At 60.5% G+C, this 17,477-nt stretch carries 17 protein-coding genes; 4 read left to right on the top strand and 13 right to left on the bottom strand.

Annotated features, from left to right (window positions below; all coding sequences use genetic code 11):
• Positions 1 to 33: 33 nt before the first annotated feature.
• Genes ABCW43_RS00005 through ABCW43_RS00015 form a run of 3 tightly spaced genes read right to left on the bottom strand, consistent with a single transcriptional unit; the run spans position 34 to position 1,006 of the window.
• Positions 34 to 249, bottom strand: a complete 216-nt coding sequence (locus ABCW43_RS00005) for a hypothetical protein (protein WP_345921558.1) — start codon at positions 247 to 249, stop codon at positions 34 to 36.
• Positions 246 to 497: a hypothetical protein gene (locus ABCW43_RS00010; protein WP_345921559.1), complete on the bottom strand. Its 252-nt coding sequence runs from the start codon at positions 495 to 497 to the stop codon at positions 246 to 248. Before ABCW43_RS00010 ends, ABCW43_RS00005 begins: the two co-directional genes overlap by 4 nt.
• A gap of 11 nt (positions 498 to 508) precedes the next feature.
• Complete coding sequence (locus ABCW43_RS00015) at positions 509 to 1,006, bottom strand: TIGR02594 family protein (protein ID WP_345921560.1); 498 nt, start codon at positions 1,004 to 1,006, stop codon at positions 509 to 511.
• A 100-nt stretch (positions 1,007 to 1,106) separates the two neighbouring features.
• Between ABCW43_RS00015 and ABCW43_RS00020 the strand changes: the two genes are divergently transcribed.
• On the top strand, positions 1,107 to 1,301 hold the full coding sequence (locus ABCW43_RS00020) for a hypothetical protein (protein ID WP_345921561.1): 195 nt from the start codon (positions 1,107 to 1,109) through the stop codon (positions 1,299 to 1,301).
• Complete coding sequence (locus ABCW43_RS00025; protein WP_345921562.1) at positions 1,298 to 3,187, top strand: acyltransferase family protein; 1,890 nt, start codon at positions 1,298 to 1,300, stop codon at positions 3,185 to 3,187. Before ABCW43_RS00020 ends, ABCW43_RS00025 begins: the two co-directional genes overlap by 4 nt.
• 61 nt (positions 3,188 to 3,248) lie before the next feature.
• Here the strand turns inward: ABCW43_RS00025 and ABCW43_RS00030 are convergent, their stop codons facing one another.
• The 3 genes from ABCW43_RS00030 to ABCW43_RS00040 are packed head-to-tail and all read right to left on the bottom strand — an operon-like array spanning position 3,249 to position 5,462.
• Positions 3,249 to 3,557, bottom strand: a complete 309-nt coding sequence (locus tag ABCW43_RS00030) for a hypothetical protein (protein ID WP_345921563.1) — start codon at positions 3,555 to 3,557, stop codon at positions 3,249 to 3,251.
• A gap of 16 nt (positions 3,558 to 3,573) precedes the next feature.
• On the bottom strand, positions 3,574 to 4,035 hold the full coding sequence (locus tag ABCW43_RS00035; protein WP_345921564.1) for a hypothetical protein: 462 nt from the start codon (positions 4,033 to 4,035) through the stop codon (positions 3,574 to 3,576).
• Positions 4,032 to 5,462 carry a hypothetical protein gene (locus tag ABCW43_RS00040; protein ID WP_345921565.1) on the bottom strand — a complete coding sequence of 477 codons (1,431 nt, stop codon included), beginning with the start codon at positions 5,460 to 5,462 and terminating at the stop codon, positions 4,032 to 4,034. Before ABCW43_RS00040 ends, ABCW43_RS00035 begins: the two co-directional genes overlap by 4 nt.
• A 110-nt stretch (positions 5,463 to 5,572) precedes the next feature.
• Between ABCW43_RS00040 and ABCW43_RS00045 the strand changes: the two genes are divergently transcribed.
• Together ABCW43_RS00045 and ABCW43_RS00050 are read left to right on the top strand one after the other, a co-directional pair.
• Positions 5,573 to 5,767, top strand: coding sequence for a hypothetical protein (locus tag ABCW43_RS00045; protein WP_345921566.1), 195 nt, complete (start codon positions 5,573 to 5,575; stop codon positions 5,765 to 5,767).
• Entirely contained in the window at positions 5,764 to 6,036 is a 273-nt protein-coding gene (locus ABCW43_RS00050) for a hypothetical protein (protein WP_345921567.1), read from the top strand. The genes ABCW43_RS00045 and ABCW43_RS00050 overlap by 4 nt, the downstream gene beginning before the upstream one ends.
• Here the strand turns inward: ABCW43_RS00050 and ABCW43_RS00055 are convergent.
• Genes ABCW43_RS00055 through ABCW43_RS00085 form a run of 7 tightly spaced genes read right to left on the bottom strand, consistent with a single transcriptional unit; the run spans position 5,978 to position 17,440 of the window.
• Positions 5,978 to 8,575 (bottom strand): hypothetical protein, encoded by a 2,598-nt coding sequence (locus tag ABCW43_RS00055; protein ID WP_345921568.1) that lies wholly within the window; start codon positions 8,573 to 8,575, stop codon positions 5,978 to 5,980. The genes ABCW43_RS00050 and ABCW43_RS00055 overlap by 59 nt on opposite strands.
• Position 8,576: 1 nt before the next feature.
• Entirely contained in the window at positions 8,577 to 10,319 is a 1,743-nt protein-coding gene (locus ABCW43_RS00060; RefSeq protein ID WP_345921569.1) for a hypothetical protein, read from the bottom strand.
• Entirely contained in the window at positions 10,316 to 13,327 is a 3,012-nt protein-coding gene (locus ABCW43_RS00065) for a transglycosylase SLT domain-containing protein (RefSeq protein ID WP_345921570.1), read from the bottom strand. Before ABCW43_RS00065 ends, ABCW43_RS00060 begins: the two co-directional genes overlap by 4 nt.
• A complete protein-coding gene (locus ABCW43_RS00070; protein ID WP_345921571.1) occupies positions 13,327 to 13,779 on the bottom strand; it encodes a hypothetical protein in 453 nt (150 codons plus the stop codon). The genes ABCW43_RS00065 and ABCW43_RS00070 overlap by 1 nt, the downstream gene beginning before the upstream one ends.
• On the bottom strand, positions 13,766 to 14,140 hold the full coding sequence (locus tag ABCW43_RS00075; protein ID WP_345921572.1) for a hypothetical protein: 375 nt from the start codon (positions 14,138 to 14,140) through the stop codon (positions 13,766 to 13,768). The genes ABCW43_RS00070 and ABCW43_RS00075 overlap by 14 nt, the downstream gene beginning before the upstream one ends.
• Positions 14,140 to 16,827, bottom strand: a complete 2,688-nt coding sequence (locus ABCW43_RS00080; RefSeq protein ID WP_345921573.1) for a phage tail protein — start codon at positions 16,825 to 16,827, stop codon at positions 14,140 to 14,142. Before ABCW43_RS00080 ends, ABCW43_RS00075 begins: the two co-directional genes overlap by 1 nt.
• The gene (locus tag ABCW43_RS00085) at positions 16,820 to 17,440 is read right to left on the bottom strand and encodes a phage connector family protein (protein WP_345921574.1); all 621 of its coding nucleotides are present in this window, start codon (positions 17,438 to 17,440) and stop codon (positions 16,820 to 16,822) included. Before ABCW43_RS00085 ends, ABCW43_RS00080 begins: the two co-directional genes overlap by 8 nt.
• Positions 17,441 to 17,477 lie beyond the last annotated feature (37 nt).

Consider the following 17,477-nt stretch of genomic DNA (forward strand, 5'->3'; position numbering starts at 1 on the left):
TCCGCGGCGATCGACTGTTCCGTCCCGGTCGCGTCAGTCCCGCCGGTTCGGGTCGTCAGGGTCGGGCTGCAGCTTGCCAGCAAGAACAGCGTCACGAGCAGCGACCGCCTTATCCACGCGCTTTCCATGGAGGTTCTCCAATTGGGCGAGCACCGCCGTTTCGATTTCCTTCTGCTTCGCCCGCTGCGCAAAGAACGCAGCGAGGGAGAGCAGGAGCTTGAGGATCGTCAGCGACGTGGAGATGGTCATTTTTCGACCGGCGGCTGCGGCTTGGCCAGGCCCGAGACGCCATCGCGGAAGACGTTGATGACCGTCTTCAGGACCGCCAGGGCCGTCACGGCAATGGTGGTATAGGTCGGGCTGATCCAGGAGGCGGAGCATTCGAGCGCGCCAGTCGGCAGCGTGGTGCAGCCGGTCGCCATCAAGAAGGCGGTGACGGCGCCCAGAACGGCGATGACGATATTGAGGATGTTGTGCCAGGCATTGGAGTTGAACACGGGATTTCCTTTCAGGCTTCGTTGCTGGATACCCGGCCGTCACTATTGACGACCGGAAGGTTGAAACGCTCTTCGTAGGGATAGATGCCAGGCCAGCGGTAGCCGGCCACGCGAGCGGTAGAGAACGGCTTGATATTGACGGCATCGCCCTGATTGCCGCCGAGCACCATAAGATTACCGTGCTGATCCTTGCCGACGACAAAGCCGACATGACCGCTCGCAGGGTTAGGAGGGCGATGGAAGACGACGACGCAGCCGACCGCCGGCTTGTCCAGCTTGACGGGGAGCTTCAGCCACGCCTTGGCCGACGCCCCACCAGAGACTGGCTTGATGCCAACCTCCGAGAGAACGCCGCCCGTGAACGCGCCGCACCAAGCGGTTTCATCGTCTTTGAAAGGGGCGCCAATGCTCTTCCACCATTTCAGGATATGAGGGTTGTGATGCGGGCCTTTGACTTCCTTGAGGCCAAGGTAAGCCTTCGCCGCTGCAATCCATGCAGGGTCGCTCATGTGTTTTCCTTTGTGTTGTGAACGGAAGTGACCGGGATCTGCCCGGTAGACGCTAGACGCAGGCCCTGATAAAAAGCCCCCTCAACCTCAGGAGGCCCATATGCAGGACACACAGCCGAAAGCGCAGGAGCGCACTCTGGAATCCATTTTCAGGGACATTCTTGCCGTGAACGACCGCCAACGGGATAAATGGTCTGATGACCATGCACTGAAGAACATCCTTGATCACCGGCCTACGATCGGGGAAATCCGGGCGCTCGTCGAACAATCCGGCGAGACAAAGACGACAAAGTGAAACTTGGCTACCGTCCGGACATCGATGGGCTGCGTGCGATCGCCGTTGCCGGGGTCGTTCTCTATCACTACGGCGCTACCTGGCTCCCAGGTGGCTTCACCGGCGTCGATGTCTTCTTTGTAATATCCGGCTTTCTCATTACATCGATCCTGCGAGCGGAGATCGAGCGAGATAAGTTTTCGCTCAAAGTCTTCTATCTGCGAAGACTGAGGCGGATTTTCCCGGCACTGCTGGTAATGTTGACCATACTCCTAGCGGCTGGCTGGTGGCTCTTGATGCCTGCCGACTATGTTGCCCTTGCGAAGAGCTCGAAATATTCAGCGCTCGGGTTGGCCAACTTCTATTTTCTTAGGAATACCGGATATTTCGATACGGCCGCTGATTTGCAGCCCCTTCTCCATATCTGGTCGTTAGGCGTCGAAGAGCAATTCTATTTTGTGTGGCCCCTGCTGCTATTTTTGGGGATGCGTACGCTTGGAACAGGAAGATCGTTCGTTGCAACTCTCGCGACGGTGGTCCTGTTCGGCTTCGCTTATGCGGTATGGAACGTCAGCCTCGATCCAAAGGGGGCGTTTTATCTCCCGCACGCAAGGGCTTGGGAACTTGCAATCGGGGCGTTGGTTGCGTTCCTGCCTGCCATCCAGTCTTCGCGTCTATCCAGGGTCGCCGCGGCCATTGGGGCACTGTTTGTGATCATCAGCCTCACCGCAATTCGTTCGAATTATGTGTTTCCCGGTATGAATGCAGGGTGGGCCGTTGTCGGCGCAGGCCTGATTGTGTGGCCGAAACGAGCGAACGCCGTGTCTTCGGTGCTGGCATGGCGCCCCTTCGTCGCGCTTGGCCTGATCTCCTATAGTCTGTACCTCTGGCACTGGCCGATCCTGGTGTACTTCCGTTACTTCAACCTGGAGCGCTCGCCGTCACCCACAGAAAGCGTGGTTCTCTTGACAATCGCGATTGCAGTGAGCATCGCAAGTTACTTCTTGGTCGAGAAGCCGTCTCGCCGCCAGATGCTCATCAATGCGATTGCTCCGAGCCTTGGCGCGGCCGCTGTAATCGGCGTGAGCATCATCATCCCATCGGCGAAAGGTTTCCCAATGCGAATGCCGGCTGACGTCGCACGGCTGGCGGATGCTGCGAATGACTTCAGTTCGCAACGATCCAGGTGCCACCGCGGCGACGACTTCACGCTTCCCCTTCAGGACAGCTGCAAATTTGGCATGAGTGAAACGCCTGATGTCGCCATGTGGGGCGACAGTCACGGTGTTGAGTTGGCCGAAGCAATCGGGTCGCAACTAGCAGCCGAACACAGATCAATCGTTAATTTGTCGTACAGCTCTTGCCCTCCGTCCATCGGGTATAGATCGCCGCTCCAAAAAGGATGCGAGGCATTCACGACGTCCGCCAGAGATTATCTGACGGCTAACAAACAGATCAGAACAGTGGTGCTTGCTGCGCACTATGAACTCTACTTCAGGGAGCCCGGAGGCGAGTTCGAACGAGGGTTCAGCCGAGCTGTTGAAGACCTTTTGGCATTCGGAAAACATGTCGTCATTATTGCGTCCACACCGAAAACCGGATTCTCTATCCCTCTGGCTGCCGCTCGGTTGGAAAGGATCGGACGGCTTGACCAATTGGTTCTTCCCATGGCGGAGCACCGAAAAGCCACGCGTCAGGCTTCCGACATGCTAAACAAGATCGCCGCCAAATTCCCAAGCGTTACAATCGTAGACCCCACAGATGCGCTTTGCTCTCGCGGCATTTGCAATATGGTGCAAGATGGACACCCCATCCTATTCGATGACAACCACCTAAGCCGTGCGGCCGCCTCGCAAGTGTCGGCTAAAATCAGCATAGATCGCATCTTCGCAAGCCGTGGAGATTGAGCGGTCGCCAGAGGCCACATCACGTATGGGCCTCTGGCGGTTCCGAGTTTATCGGACCTGATTATTCGGCGTAGATGAGGACGCCGTCAGGGCCGTCCGGCTGCGCAGTCGGGTTTGCCTTGAAGGCATTGATCAAGACCTGGGTCTGTGCTGCCGTCGCTTGGCAGATGATCGCGCCAGTCGTCAGCATGCCGATGACATTCGCCTCGTTGGGGATCGTGTTCCAGACCCATATCGGCTTACCGGGGGCGCCGTCGGGCTCGGTCTTGAGCTGCTGGTGCGCCACATAGCCCTCAAGTCCCGAATAGCAGGTCGGAATAACCGGTTGCATTTCGCCGTTGATCATCTTTTCCAGTACGAGCTTGCTCATTTCCATTTCTCCAACCTCAGAGGTTATAAAGCGAAAAGCCGAAGTGTGCGGGCGTGATAAGAGATCCCCCGGCGTGATCTCGAATTTCAATGGTTGCAAAGTCCCCGCCCCACTCGGCTACCGAAATGCTGACGCCGTTATTTGAGACGGCGAAAGGTTCGGCCTCCCCTAGGTGCTGGGTAAAGATCACGATGACCGTGCCGACGTCTGGCATCCACATGGCCGCGATGCGGAAAGACCCACCGAACCCGGTGACGTCCCCGCCGTCTGTGATGGCGTGAAGGACGCAGGCGATCTGGACTGGCGGCACGTCCAATGCCGGAACCTCCAAAATCGACCATGTTTCCGTGTCGAAGTCCCAGATCTGCCGAGCGTCGTCTGGCGCGGATGGAACGGCATGAAGGCCCGGAGGCGGGGTTGACCCGTCCCATCCTCCCTGATGCACGCCGTCGTCATTGACATAGTGAACGGTGCTCATGACAGCTTGGCCCTTATCACCAGACGCCAGCTCGAATTTGTAAGGGCGACGCCTGTGCCGGTTGTCTTGTTGGGGAGAGCAAACGTCGTGGCGGTCGAGCCGTATCGGACGTAGATGTTCGTCGCATCCGCCGTGATCACACACCCGCGCGACGTGTCGCCGAAATCAACGCACATCAATGGGACGATATCGTTGATCGAATAGCCATTTTCAGCCGTCGTGCAGACAAGCTCGGCCTGGAATATCGTCGGCCTCGCGCCCAATCCGTGGGCAAGCGTGAGCGCGCCAGCAGCCGTAATGGTCTGCTGCGAACTCACGAATGGTGCGGCGGCACTCCCAAGAGCGGCAATCGCAGCCGCGATCTGGGCGGGCGTAGGCATCCCTGGGGTCGTCTTGGTTCCCGTCGTCCAGTCGCTCGTCACAAGAGCGCCGCGATACCAGAGGATTCGCCAGATCGTCGTGCCTTCCGAGATGGCGAACATGACGTCATCCGCGGTCGTCGTGATATTCGCCCCGGTCGGGATGATGATGTTGGCGTTGTTCGTCAGCGTGAGAGCGGCAGCGAACTTGACGAGACGCACGGTGCCTGCGGTCGCGGTGCCCAAAGACGTGATGGTAGTTGTGCCGGTGATCCGCACACTCTGAGAAGCCACGCCTGCGATCGTGGTCGTGGTTGCGCTGGCGATGTCGGTGAAGGGGTTGAGCAAATCCGCCTTGGTGCTGATGCCTGCAGCGACAGCGGCCGCGATTGCCGCCGGGATGGTCGTTGACATTTTGTCGCTGAAGAAGGCTGATCCGGTAGAGACGATCAGGGCCGTATAGCCGTCCGGTATGGTTAGAGTTGCCGAGCCGTCGATGGTCTCGGCGGCATTCGGGTCGATGACGACGGCCCCGCCTTGGGCTGAAACCCACATGTGCCAATTCGCATCCAAGGTGGCTACGGCATCAATGGCGATCGTGATGGCCGCAGTGCAGCGCTGGAACGAGTCGTTGTCGTCGTTGCCCGCCGTGAACCCGGCCGCGCGGGACACGACAGTCATCTCCTGCGCTTCCGGCAAGACAATGCCATCCGAGAACGTAATGTCATCGGTCCCGACGACAACCGGGTTTTCTGCCGATACAATCCAGAGGGTGGTAGCGTTCACCGTCCCGTTGGTCACATAGACGATGGAGCCCTTGACGACATCCCGCGTCTTGTTGAAGTCCGTCGATCTGCGCCACTGGCCGGTGTCCACGACATAGACCCCGTTCTCCGAGGCGTCCGTCTGGTTCTTGACCAGCACCCGGTCGTCCTGCGCGAGCGCAACGCCGTCGATCGTCTGCAGGCCATAGAGGCTGATGTTTGCTGTCGTCGCGACCCGCGCGGGGCCTTTGATGGCAGCCGAAGACGAGAGCCCGTCGAGACGGTCAATTGCGGTAGAGGCCATTTGATTTTCCCATGGAAAAGGCCCCCGGAGAGGGAGCCTTGAGTTTCTTCAGGTTGTCGGGTAATTTCGGTCTACGAGGCGGCGATCTTGTTTGACCCTAAAGGGAACGCATGAACCATATGATCGCCAGTTTCGACTTCATCCCAAATCCGGTAGGCACGCCCTTGGACGACAGGACATTCCAGTCCTCCGCCATGGCGCAGCAGAGAGAACGCGAGATCGACGGGCAATATGTCCTGATGGTGCCGCTGCTTCTCGCGGTCCTGGCATTGTTCCTCCTCGTCCGGAGGTTCGGCCGGAGATGAGCAAGGACGTTTCGCAGTTCGCCAGATTTCTGGCTGCCATCTTCATTCCCGCCCTGATTTCCGGAATCATGCTCGACGCCGGAGCAAACGGCGGGGTCATTGCCGCCTTTTGGCTCGTGACCACGCTGCTTGCGGTCGGATACGTGGTTGACGGTCTGAAAGGCGCCAAAGCCCTATTGACCGGAACCCTGCATAGCTGGGCGATCCTGGTTATCGCAGGGCTTCTGATAGGGTTGCTGGCAATGGCGAAGTTTGGCCATAGTCCTTGAGGCGCGTCTTCCTCTGCCGGTTCGTATAACCGGGACTCGCCCAATTCTTCAGCGAGTTGATGAACAGGACGTCGAGCGCCGGACGGGTGTAGGCAAGGTTGATGAACGGCGTGTTGCTGAGTGCAAGGTTCAACAGATCGCCCGCCATCTTCGGCTTCTCGCCCTTCTCGATTGCAGTGCGCGCCTTCAAGGGCAGGTTGATCACGTCGCTCAATGTCCCGATGAAGGGGCCGGAGAATGTTTCGAGCGCTCCGGATCCGAACCGGTTTGCCTCTCCGAACAGGAAGTCGCCATAGATGCCGAGCGCACCGCCCTGCGTCAGTGCTGCTGTCATCACCTTCGGGTCGAGCGGATCGCGTGGCGGCCAGTATCCCTTTGCAGCGTCCTTCATCGTCATGGCCATGTAGCCGGCGACGGTCAGACCAGCCATAAGCGCCCCGAGGTGCGGGGCATTGTTCATGATGCGCTCGTATTTGGTCGCTCCCTTGCCGCCGAACAGCGCACGCCCGAGGATGCGTTGAGAGAACGCGATCGGAAACCCCTTGAACTGCATGACAAAGCGCGCTGCCTCGCCAGCGAACGTTCCCGGCCTTGTCCCGAGGGTAGAGATGCGCCGGCTTGCGGCGTCGGTCTCGACGATCGCGTAGTTGGTCTCGTCGGCCACGAAGCGCAGAAGATCGAGTTCAAGCTCCCGGCGCCCGTCGTTGAGGATCTCGGCCTTGCGCTCATCTGTCTTTGCCGTTGCCAGACGGTCCGACACGAGCGGCTCGATAGCGGTGTCCGGCAGATCACGGATTGCGTCAGGAGTGATATAGGACTTCCCGTCGATCTCGCGGGCGCCTGCCTGGCGCAGCGCTTCCCATTTCGGTTCGGTAATGCCATGCAGCCCGAGAACGTGGCGGTAATTGGCCGGCAAATCCCCGAAGGACGATCTGGATCGCATGCCCATCTCGGCCGCAACCGTGCGCCCCACGACAGAGCGCCCAACATCGGTCCACCAGTTGAGGCCGTTCCACTTGAAGAACGTCTCCTGCAGGCGGCTCAGTTTCCCGACCGGGCCATCACTGGCCATGCCGCGCGACATGACTTCCCCGATCAAGCTGTCAAAACCTTCGCCGAACAGGAATGAAATCTCTGCCTGCTCATTCTTCGGGCGTCCGCGAAAGATGCCGCTGACCTGTTCAACCATACCATTCCAGAAGCCGGAGCCGCGGAACATGGCGGATTGCGCAGCGCCGACGATATCGGTCGGCATTGCGGTCAGCACCGCGCCGCCCAGCTTGGCCATGCTCTGGACCGCCCGGATGTCGCCGGCAATCTTGGCGACCTTGACGCTGCCCGGCCTGGAGATGGCGCCGGACATCACATCGAAGGCACCGCGAAGCGCGCCGGCCTCGGCATTGAGCTTTTCGATCTCCTTGACCTTTTCGGACGGCGATAGTGTCTCGCTATCCCGAAGCTTCCGACGTTCCGCCTCGACGAGGCTGTTGAACATGATCTCCGGGTTAGGGCCGAAGACTTCCATCTGGCCGGCCATCTGTGCGGCGCGGCGCTGGTGGGCCATGACGCCATAGATGGAATTGCCGTAACCGAAGGCATCCCGGTAGACCAAGGCGCTTTCCGCATCCTTGAAATGCATGACACGGTTCTTGCCCAGGCTCTTGGCGAGATTGGCCGGGTTGACGCGCTGGCCCTTCTCTTTCCCCGTGGCTTTGTTCGGAACGCCCGTGATCAGGGTATCGTAGACGTCCCCGAGGATTTCCTTTACCTCGTTCGGGCCGCCGGCATCCGGAAAGGTGCGGTTGAGGTCGAGCAGCGGGGCGATGCTTTCGACCCAACTATCCTTGCCTGCCGCAATCATCTTCATGTCGTCATGGACCTGGGCGCCTGCCCATCCGTCCAGCTTGCCGATCGAGGCGCCGAGCTTGTTCAGTTCCGTGCGGCTCATCTCCGCATATTTGGCGAAGACGCCGGCCAGATACCTGGCATCGTCATTCCCGGTCACCCCCGGCTTGCCGCCTTCGCGAAGCTCGCCCATCTCACGGAAGACGTCGTCGGAAAGGCGCTTGTCGGATAGGGTGTTGACCAGATGCGGGCGTTCCCGCTGGATCTCGGACATCATGCCGCCGACATAACGGGCCTCATATCCAAGCGTGCGGGCATAGACCGAGTTGCGGGCGCCTGCCACGCCCTGCTGTGTGCCTTCCATGACGGCAAGCAGTGCATTGCGAGGGGAGAGGCCGGCAGCCTTGAAGGCTTCGATGGTCTGGTCAAGCTTGTCCCGGGCCAGAATGTTCAATGCGGCATGGCGCTTCTGGAGGGCGGCGGCGATCCGGGTTCGTTCAGCCAGACGCTCGGCGGCTTGCCTCACCTTCTCGTCAACCCCATCGGTCACGCCGGCATCCCGTAGGCGCTGGCGTTCCTGCTGCGCGGCGCGATAGGCAGCGGCCATGTCCCGTTCGGACAGTTCTTCGCCTGCCGCCTTTGCAGCATTTGCCGCAGCGGAATAGCAAGCGGAGCCTTTGAATTCATCAGCCATTCTACACCGCGCAGTTCGCGAAGGCTTTGACGGCTTCACCGTAAGCGTTCGCGGATTTCAATGTCTCGTCTGCGCTGTCGAGCGCGGCTCGGTCTTCTTCGGTGATCCGGCCGGCGGCGATAAGCTGGTCGAGCTCACCCTGTTCCGCGAACTCTCCGGTTTCCGGATTGACCCGATACTGCTCCGCGGCTTCGCGCGGCGCTTCCGGGCGTCCGACCCTTTTCATCGCTTCTGCAGGAGCGGGGTCGATAACAGGTGCCGGGGCGGCCTGTGCATTCGAAGCTTCCGCCGCCCGACGAACAGCCGGCGCCGGTCGCTCTGCCCAATAGCGCGCCTGTGCTTCAGATCGAAGCGCTGCAGCCTTGGCCGTTAGTTCGGCCCTCTCCCGGGCAACGGGTTCATTTGCGGTCCGTCGCGCGGCAAGAGCTGCGTCCACATCTTCAAGCTGCTGGACGGCGTTGTCATCGATCGTCGCAAGATGGCGGCGAAGATCCTCACGGGCCTTTTCCGCTCTTGTCGTTTCGATCTGGCGCTGTTTCTCTGTGGCCGCCTTCTGGAGCGCGTCGTCGGCATTCCGAACGCGTTCCGCCAGTCTGTCGGCCTCGATCATCGCGGCGCGCACCGGACCAAAGCGCCGGTTGTCCATCGTCTCGCCCTGAAGGCGCCGGATTTCAGCGTCGTTGATTTCGAATGTGCGGTTCAGATTGTCGAGGCGCTCGAATGCCGCCGTGTCGGCTTCCCGGGCCATCCGCTCGATAACCACCTTGGGGAGTTCGAGGTCGGCAACGCGAGCCACGACATCAGCACTTGCGGGAGAAACCTCAACCTCGCCCTTGTTGATCATCCCATCCAGGGCGTCATTCAGGGCGACACGCGCCTCCTGCACGTTCTGGAGCGTGGCGAGCTTGCTTTCCGCCTCCGCCCTTAATTCCGTTGGCGTTGCCCGCCCAAACCGACCAGCGACCGCGCCAAACGCCCCGCCGATCACGGCCGCCATGGCAACCTGAGAGATCGTCGATTGCCACGAGACATCGTCGCCAAGCGATTGCCGGATCGGGGCTGTGGCCAGTCCTGCAATCGCGGTATTCGCGGCCGCATCGATGGAGCTTGTCAGCGCTCGACCGGCAACCCGACCGAACCGCGCGACATTTGCCGCAGCCACCACCTCGCCGGCAACCGGGATATAGTTGATCGGGTCGAGAGCCTGGCCCCCGAGATTGCCGAAGAACGACGTGATCGGCCGTTTGCTGGCGTAGAACTGCCGGACCTTGCGGTAATCGTCCTGTTCAGCCAGTGCCGCGGCGCGCTCGGCCGTCATGCCGTTCTGCCACGGGATATCCTTGCGGAAGAATGGCGATGCCTTGTATGCATCCTCGCTCAATGCGCCGGCTTCCTCCTGCCGCTTCTGGAGTTCCTGTGGCGCTTCCGGTCTCGCCTGCAGGCTCAGCTCAGGATTGACGGATTCGAAGACCGTTCGCCGGCGGCGCATCTGCGGAGTATCAGGCACGAGAACGGGGCCGGTTCCTTCCGGTGGAGTGATCATCAGTTCGGGTTTCGTTGGCGCTTCCGCCGGCAGACTTCCCTCGCGGATAGCCGTGCCGAGGCCAAAGCTTTCGAGAATGCCGCCCTTTGCCTGATCGAAGAAGGTTGACCCGAGAGACATCGGCTGATCAAGGGAGGATTCGATCAGTGATGCGTTGTCGAGACCGGCGCCGAGCGGGTTCTGGATGAACTGGAAACTCACTGGCCTGTCCTGTTCTGGCGAGCGCGTCCGGCCCATCCGCCAAGAGGCCTTCCGGTAGTTGGCTGCGTGCGCTGGCTATCGTCCCAACCGGGAGCCAGCGATATCACTTCCTCCATGGAGAGCGTCAAAGGCTTGCCGTCTGGTCCGGCGACGAACTGCCCGGTATAGGGATCACGCAACCCGATACCGCCGCCGGTCTGGACGAAGACGCCATTGCTGACGATGTCGTTGATCCGGTTTTCGGTGGCGGTGTCGAGGATAGCCTTCTGCCCATCGGCGGCCGGAGCGTTCGTTCCTGAGACAATGCGGTCGCGCTGAGTGGCCAGAGCCTCGCGAAACACGTCTTTCGAGGCATTGAGGCCAGAATTCAAGGCTGCCTGGTCCACATCGGGATCAACTGCGATATCGGCATTCACGCCAGAGAAGCCGTCAAACACGACCTTGTCGCCGAACAGGTCTTTCTTCGCCCCGTCAACCGCCGTCTGCATATCCTCGCCTCGGGAAATCCGGAGACGGACGGCCTTGTTCAGGAGTTCCGTTCCGCGCTGGGCACGCTCCAAGCTGGACGCATCCCCATAGGAAAGGCCATAGGCGGTATACCCAACCTCTCCGGGAGCCCAGACATTGCTATAGATGTTCTCCGTGATGACGGCCGGCGTGTTCTCTCCACTGTTGGGGAGCTTGGCCGGGTCAACCGTGACCGCCTCCATCAGGCGGGTTGCCGCCCCCTGGTCACCGCGGGCGACGGCCTCGAAGACACCTTCCATGGTCTGGGGTAGCCCTGCATCGACGAGCTGCTTGAATACGGCCTGGCGCTGGGTCGGGTCCGGAGTGGAGAACACAAGGCCGGTGACAGCGTTCAACCGGTCCTGACCGGGCAACGTGCCATCCTTGAAATTGTTCACCGACTGATCGGCAACCGCCTTCGGCAGAAGCTGCATGTTCTGGATGCCAAGTTGCTGTTGCGCTGCGGCCATTGCCGTCATCGCCGGCTGATAGTTACCGCTGGCCTCTGCATCTTCCCAAGCTCTCCCTACACTCGGGAATACCTGCATGGTGTAGGCGGAAGGGTCGGCTTTGCGAGCCGCCAAAGTGGTCGCTGCTGCCTGCTGGAGAGCGCTGTATCGGGCGCCCTCCAGTGCGGCGTCATTGCCGCTTGACGTCGGAACGGCAGCTTCCACGACCTGCTGGATATCCTGTGCTGACAGAGTGCGGAAGTTGTACGACTGGTCAGCCACTTCAAGCGCGGTCGAGAACTTGGCATATCTCTGGGCACCCTCTTGCGGGCCATAGGCCTCCATGAATTGCTGCATGGAAGGCGTCGATCCAGAATAGCTGCCGGTATTCTGGATGGCGGCCGGGGCGTTCTGCACGACGTTTTCGATTGCGCCCTGCTGCTCCGCAGAAATCTGCCGCTTCCTAGTCTCCGCGGCATTCGTGGCAATCTGCCTCTGCTCCGGTGAGAGATCGTTCCACCATGAAGGCGCGGCCGACGCAACCCTTGTTCCTCCGCGAGTACCGGCATCCTCGATATGCCAATTTTCATTCCCGAGCGGGAACTTCAGTCCATACTGTGGGGCGTTTTCATGAACCCACTTGACGACTTCGGGCGGAGCGCCGGCAAGAGACTGACCGTTGTAAGACAGGTCGGCCGCGGTCCCATGATTGTGCTCGCTCTTGCCCGGAGGCGCTACCCACTTGCGGGCAGCTTCAGGCGAGCCGTATTTCTTCAAGGCCTCGTCCCATAGTTCCTGCTGACGATCGATCGTGCGAGCGCCGGAATAGATGCCGAGGCCAGCCTTGATTTCCGGAGGCGCGGCATCGAAGAACCGGGCGAGTTTGACGGAAAAGGTGTCGTTCAAACCCTGGATATGCGAGGCATCCTTGTCTGTGCGAGTCTGCAGGAAGGCCTTGGAGCGCTGGACGTCGGACGGGGAGATATCCATCTTGGATACACCGGTATTCGCCAGAACCTTCTTGTAATAGTCGGCGCTCTCCTTTGGGATGACCGAGTCATCGCGGCCGGACGATAGCCAATCATCCGCACGCTGCGCCCCGCCATTGTAGGCGATAAGCGCCGCTTCGGTGTCGCCGTCATAGCGTGCCAGCATCTTGCCGAAGTAGTGTGTGCCGTATTGGCGGCTGACCGTGGGGTTCTTGAGGTAGGCCTTCTGCTGCTCGATCGTGCCGCCGACCGGGAAATTCTTGTCTCCAAGCTCCCGCGCGATTTCGGCGCCGGTCTCCGGCATGACCTGCATAAGGCCGGACGCTCCCTTTGGGGATTCGGCGCCTGCATTCCCCGTGCTTTCGACCGTGGTGATGGAGTCAATGATGGACGGGGTTTTGCCGGACCAGTCCAGGATAGCGGAAGGATCTTTCTCAGCAAACAGCTTCGCCCGGCTGAACTCGGCGTTCTTGACATACTGGTCCCGGCGAGCGGCAGCCTGTTCAGGTGTCAGCAGTCCCTTCTCTTCGCCGATCTGGATAGCGCCCTCGATATCGGCGCGCGCCTTGGCTTTCGCCTCCTCAGGGGTCTCCGGATCGACATAGATGCGGCGGTTGGTTTCGAGCGCATCGTCGAAGGCTACTGTTTCCGCCTGCCGCCCGAGCGCGCGACCGCGGTCTCCGATGGAGTCGTTGGTGCGAACCGCGTCCGTCTCGGCGTTGATCTTCCACTTCTCGCGGAGCGCCGGGTTGCGGATCAGGTCGGCCGCCGTCTTGACGACGGTTCCCGTCCTTTCCGGAGCGCGCTTGTTGAACGTCGAATAGTCGCCGTCTTCGGAGAATTCGTTCGTGACGTCGATAAAGCCCTTGGTCTTGTAGGCTTCGGCGCGCGCGAGATCGACGGTATCCCGCTGCTGCTGGATTTCAGCACCGAGACCCTGCAGCGAGCCGCCAAGACTGGCGAGCCCTTTGCCGATCGCGGACGTATCGTATTCCGCAAGCATGCGCCCAGAGCGGCCGGAAGGCTGCTGACTGATGTCGTATCGGGTTGGGAGTTTTGCCATCAGCCGAAGCTTCCTTTCGGGAAGGCTTTCCCAATGCCGCTTGCAGCCTGGCCGAAGCCGGAGAGCACGCTACCCATCAGAGACGCCTTGCCGGCTGCCCTGCGGCCCTTGGCGCTGTCGTACAGCCCGGATCTGCGAGAGATGCCGCCATACATGGTCGTGCCGGCGTTCAACTCGCCCTGCCCCGCCGTGTCGCTCATGATCTTGACGATGGTCGGCGCATCCGTTCCAGCGCCACCACCGGAAGAGGCTGCGAGAGCCTGGGCGCGGGACATGGCAAGATCGGCTTCCTTGCGCTGCTGCCCGGCTTCGCGCTGCGATGCGGCAAATTCTTCCTGGCCGCGCATCTCTTCCTGCTTCGCCAGATAGTCTTGGTTCTTTTTCTCAGCCTGCCCGGCAGCAATCGTGCCAGCCGCGCCGAGGAGGGAGCCGACGAGTTCAAGTCCTGACATAGCGCCAAATCTCCACAGCCGGTCCATCAACAATTTGTTCGATGCCAAAAAACTCGAAACCGAGTACTTTCAAAAGCTTCTCCGATGTCGCATAGCAAGAGTCACGGGGCGTATAGACTTCCGTGTCGCCGAATTGGCGGGCTGTTTTGATCAAGGCCTTTGTCTTCCGCATCAGAGGGATTGCATATTCCGGCTTTGGCTTGTCGATCTGGAGCCAGATCCAGCATCGGCCCCCGCCCCAGGCGAGCCCGCCAACGCCCACGATATCGCCGTCATCCACGCCTACGAACGCGAGCGCCGGCAGATCCACCCGCACGCCAATGTTCGGAAAGGTCGGAGGAACCTGTTTGATCTCGAGCATCAGTTCGTTGTCAAAGCGAGCACGATCCCCAGGATGGTTGCCGGGTACGGGCTTTGTGTCTTGATGTGGAGGCGGGAGTCCGTGTTCCATTCCCCCGCAAAGGTGACAGGCTCTTCATCCCGGATGCTGCTCAGCACGATCTCAGGCTGCGTCTCGCCATCGGTCATCAATGGCAGGCTGTCCATGAAGTCGAAGGACGGGCCATATTTTATGCCGGCCCGCGCGAAGTCGGTCAGGATCAGGCCAAGCGAGTTGATTGCCTTCTTCTGGAGCATCGCCGTTCCCGCATCCCCGCCGTAAGCGAGGCGCGCGGACTTGTATCGAGCCTCGTATGGAAGGCCGGCGACCCAATCCGTCACCGCTTCTGGCACAGTGATGTTGCCGCTTCCATCCACAGTAAAGGTCGCAGGGACGCCATAGCTTGTCTCGATCGGAGCGCCATCGGCCCAGACCACGACGGATTCGCCGATAAGGTGGGTTCCGACATTGATCGTCGTCGAGGCCGGACCATTCGTCCCGGAGGCGAAGGCATCCATGATCTTGCACGTCGTGTCAGGCCGGGCTTCGGTATCGAGGGCCATCTTCTCGATATGCCTGACCGTGTTTCCGTTGACCGTGCGGCGGATGGAGAAATAAACCCGGTCCTGCACAAGAGCCGGGAGCACCGCCACGCTTTCGAAATAGCCATCGGTCTCGATCGGGATGAAGGCAAGCACCTGCTGATCCGGTTCATAGACCATGCAGACGCAGGAACCATCATCCATCACAAGCCAGATGCGGGTATCGGGGCGGCGCTGGATGGCCGTTGCCTTTACTCCAGACGAGAATATGTCCGTGGTCAGTTTGCTGATCTGGGTGGCGATGTATTCCGACGAGGAGCCGTCGAAGGTGAGTTCGAGCAAGGCAGTACCGGCCCGCTCGACAAAGATGCCGCGGGTATCGACCTTGATCGGGTCCAGCGAGGCGGCGCCGGTTGTCGAGGAATCCCTGATGCCGAAGTTCGTGGGGGTGAGCGGCTCATCGAGCGACGACGATTTGACCGTCGCAACCGTTCCCTCTGTCCCGACCAGAAGCCGTTGCAGAGACAGGAGCCACTTTGTTTCGTTGACACCGCCGGTCGCGATCGATCTTGAGATCGGCCCGCTGTCGCCTTCCTGTTCCTCGTCGAAGGAGGAAAAGGCATCGGAGATCGAGCCCCAGATACGATCTGCCCCAGACCACCACAGGCGCCCATCGGAGAGCGCGACGGCGGCCGGCCAGCCGAACCGGTCGGACCATTCGCCGGCCTGCCAATCGCGGGTGTAGACGGTGTTCTTGAACGGCGTCAGGACTTCCGCATCGACGGACGTCTCGGAATTGTAGGCCGTGATCCGGCAGATACCGAACCCACCACCACCGTCATAGGTAATGGTTATTGTCGCTTCGCCCGACGTCCAATTTCCAGGCAACACCGCAGCCCGGTAATAGTAGATCGCGTTGCTCGCCTGGTCGTCCTGCGGCCCCGACGTGTTTCCGGTAAAGTTCTGGATGGCGACATACCCGGCGTCCGGCTCGTCATAGGAACGCTGGAGGCTGACGGTCCCTGTCCATGTCCCCGTGATCGCGAACGTAAAGTCACGGTCACTGAGGCCGACAGTATAGATGCCAGTCACGCGGATCGGGTCTGAATAGACGTCCTCCTGGCCAAGCTTTTGAATGACGTTCTGGCCCGTATGGCTGAGCTTGAGCAGGCTCCCAACGTCGTCCGCCGTGAAATAGGGCGTGCTGGCGGTAATGGTGATGTTGCCTTCCAGCGCGCTCGGCTTGAGGCGCACCCGGCTTGTGTTGCTGACACGGAACGGCCCGTCGTCGGCCTGATACAGGCATACCGACCATGACCGCTGCGCCCGGCGCTCAATCCGTCTCTGCGCATATCCGTCGCATGCGACGAAACAGACGTCGGCCGATTGGGAAACCCTGATGTTCTCAATGTCCGCGAGAACCCAGGGGGTCGGCAATTCCATGATGCCGGCCGCTTCGACCTGAATGCTGTCCACGATCTTGTTGGACCGGGCTTTTGAGGCGAACTGGACGTAATAGGTGCCTGCCGGCGTGAAGGCCAGCGAATGTGTGCCGGTCGGCAGTTCCGTTTCCGAGATATAGTCGTCGCTGGTTGCCGCCGATCCGCACCGAAACACCACGGGGCCGCGGTCCACGATGATGCGCAGCGCATGCTCCGTGCCGGCGGTCGCCGTCGTGACCGAGCGCGAGCATTGCGCCACGCCTTCGACCGTCACGGCATTCATCGTCAGTTTGCCACCGGAGATCGTCGATGTGCCGCCACCGATGCCGGTCGTGGTCCAGCCGGCCGCAGACGAGAAGTCGCCGTTGGTCACGGTGCTGGAAACCGACGCGCGGGTGATCGGAACGTCATCGAGGACGACGCGAAAGCTCTGGTCGGTGAATTCCATCAGGGCGGCATCAGCAGCCCCAAACACGAATTCCTTTATCCTGGCTTCTGCGTTTCCGTCCGTGTTCGTGATGTATTGGAGGCCAGGCCGCAGAAAACCGGGACCGGTTGCCATGCACAACCAGTTTGTCTGCTCCTCGGCGGCAAGACGCATCCGCTCAAGATCGATACGAGGAAGCGCGCGCGCGTCCTGCTGTCCGACAGCCATGCTGTGGAGATAGGTTGAGACTTTACCCACGATAGCGGTCTCGCGGGCCGTTGGCAAAGCGGGCTCGGGTCCATCTGCCGGGGGGCTTCTCCCGCACCCGCTCGTCTACCGCGTCCTTGGACTTGGCATCGGAAAGGCGTTGCTTGAAGAGGTTGAACAGATCGTTCCGGTTGCCGCGATCGGAAGAGATGGGCAGCCCGCATTCGAACGCGAGATAGGCTTCAAGAGCCTTGGCAAACGCTTGGCGCCATGCCCCGACGTTCCAGCCATAGGCCTCGTCATTCGAGACGTAGCGGATATAGATCGTCTCCGGGTCGGCATGCCAGTAATTGGTCTCGTCCTCATAGCGGCGGATGCCTTCGCAGAAATCCGCAGTCTCCGAGATCGAGACCGTGCGAACCCAATCGGTCGGCTTGGAGAAAGCATGCTGGAACCCGAACAGCGGATCGACATCCTCGTCATAGGAAAGCTCGACAGTCCGGATGGAGAAGTTCCACATGCCCTGTTCGAGCATATAGTTGACGCTGTCGGTCCATGCGCCGTCCAGCGCCCGCTTCTCGGGAAGGTTTTCCGTGAGCGAGGCCAGATTGGAGGGACCGAGGAGTCGGAGGGCACCGCGGTAAATCGAGAGGCGGTCTGCCATAGCTTATTCCTCTCGATTGCCAGGTATGAGGTGGAGA

Origin of the sequence: Neorhizobium tunisiense, from assembly GCF_039631515.1 — a bacterium.
In the GTDB taxonomy this organism is placed as follows: Bacteria; Pseudomonadota; Alphaproteobacteria; order Rhizobiales; family Rhizobiaceae; genus Neorhizobium.

Excerpts from the sequence above, each read along its gene's own strand:
- ABCW43_RS00045 (WP_345921566.1), top strand. The coding sequence starts at position 5,573 with ATGAACCATATGATCGCCAGTTTCGACTTCATCCCAAATCCGGTAGGC.
- ABCW43_RS00005 (WP_345921558.1), bottom strand. The coding sequence starts at position 249 with ATGACCATCTCCACGTCGCTGACGATCCTCAAGCTCCTGCTCTCCCTC.
- ABCW43_RS00065 (WP_345921570.1), bottom strand. The coding sequence starts at position 13,327 with ATGGCAAAACTCCCAACCCGATACGACATCAGTCAGCAGCCTTCCGGC.
- ABCW43_RS00020 (WP_345921561.1), top strand. The coding sequence starts at position 1,107 with ATGCAGGACACACAGCCGAAAGCGCAGGAGCGCACTCTGGAATCCATT.
- ABCW43_RS00040 (WP_345921565.1), bottom strand. The coding sequence starts at position 5,462 with ATGGCCTCTACCGCAATTGACCGTCTCGACGGGCTCTCGTCTTCGGCT.
- ABCW43_RS00075 (WP_345921572.1), bottom strand. The coding sequence starts at position 14,140 with ATGCTCGAGATCAAACAGGTTCCTCCGACCTTTCCGAACATTGGCGTG.
- ABCW43_RS00035 (WP_345921564.1), bottom strand. The coding sequence starts at position 4,035 with ATGAGCACCGTTCACTATGTCAATGACGACGGCGTGCATCAGGGAGGA.
- ABCW43_RS00050 (WP_345921567.1), top strand. The coding sequence starts at position 5,764 with ATGAGCAAGGACGTTTCGCAGTTCGCCAGATTTCTGGCTGCCATCTTC.
- ABCW43_RS00030 (WP_345921563.1), bottom strand. The coding sequence starts at position 3,557 with ATGAGCAAGCTCGTACTGGAAAAGATGATCAACGGCGAAATGCAACCG.
- ABCW43_RS00055 (WP_345921568.1), bottom strand. The coding sequence starts at position 8,575 with ATGGCTGATGAATTCAAAGGCTCCGCTTGCTATTCCGCTGCGGCAAAT.
- ABCW43_RS00070 (WP_345921571.1), bottom strand. The coding sequence starts at position 13,779 with ATGTCAGGACTTGAACTCGTCGGCTCCCTCCTCGGCGCGGCTGGCACG.
- ABCW43_RS00085 (WP_345921574.1), bottom strand. The coding sequence starts at position 17,440 with ATGGCAGACCGCCTCTCGATTTACCGCGGTGCCCTCCGACTCCTCGGT.
- ABCW43_RS00015 (WP_345921560.1), bottom strand. The coding sequence starts at position 1,006 with ATGAGCGACCCTGCATGGATTGCAGCGGCGAAGGCTTACCTTGGCCTC.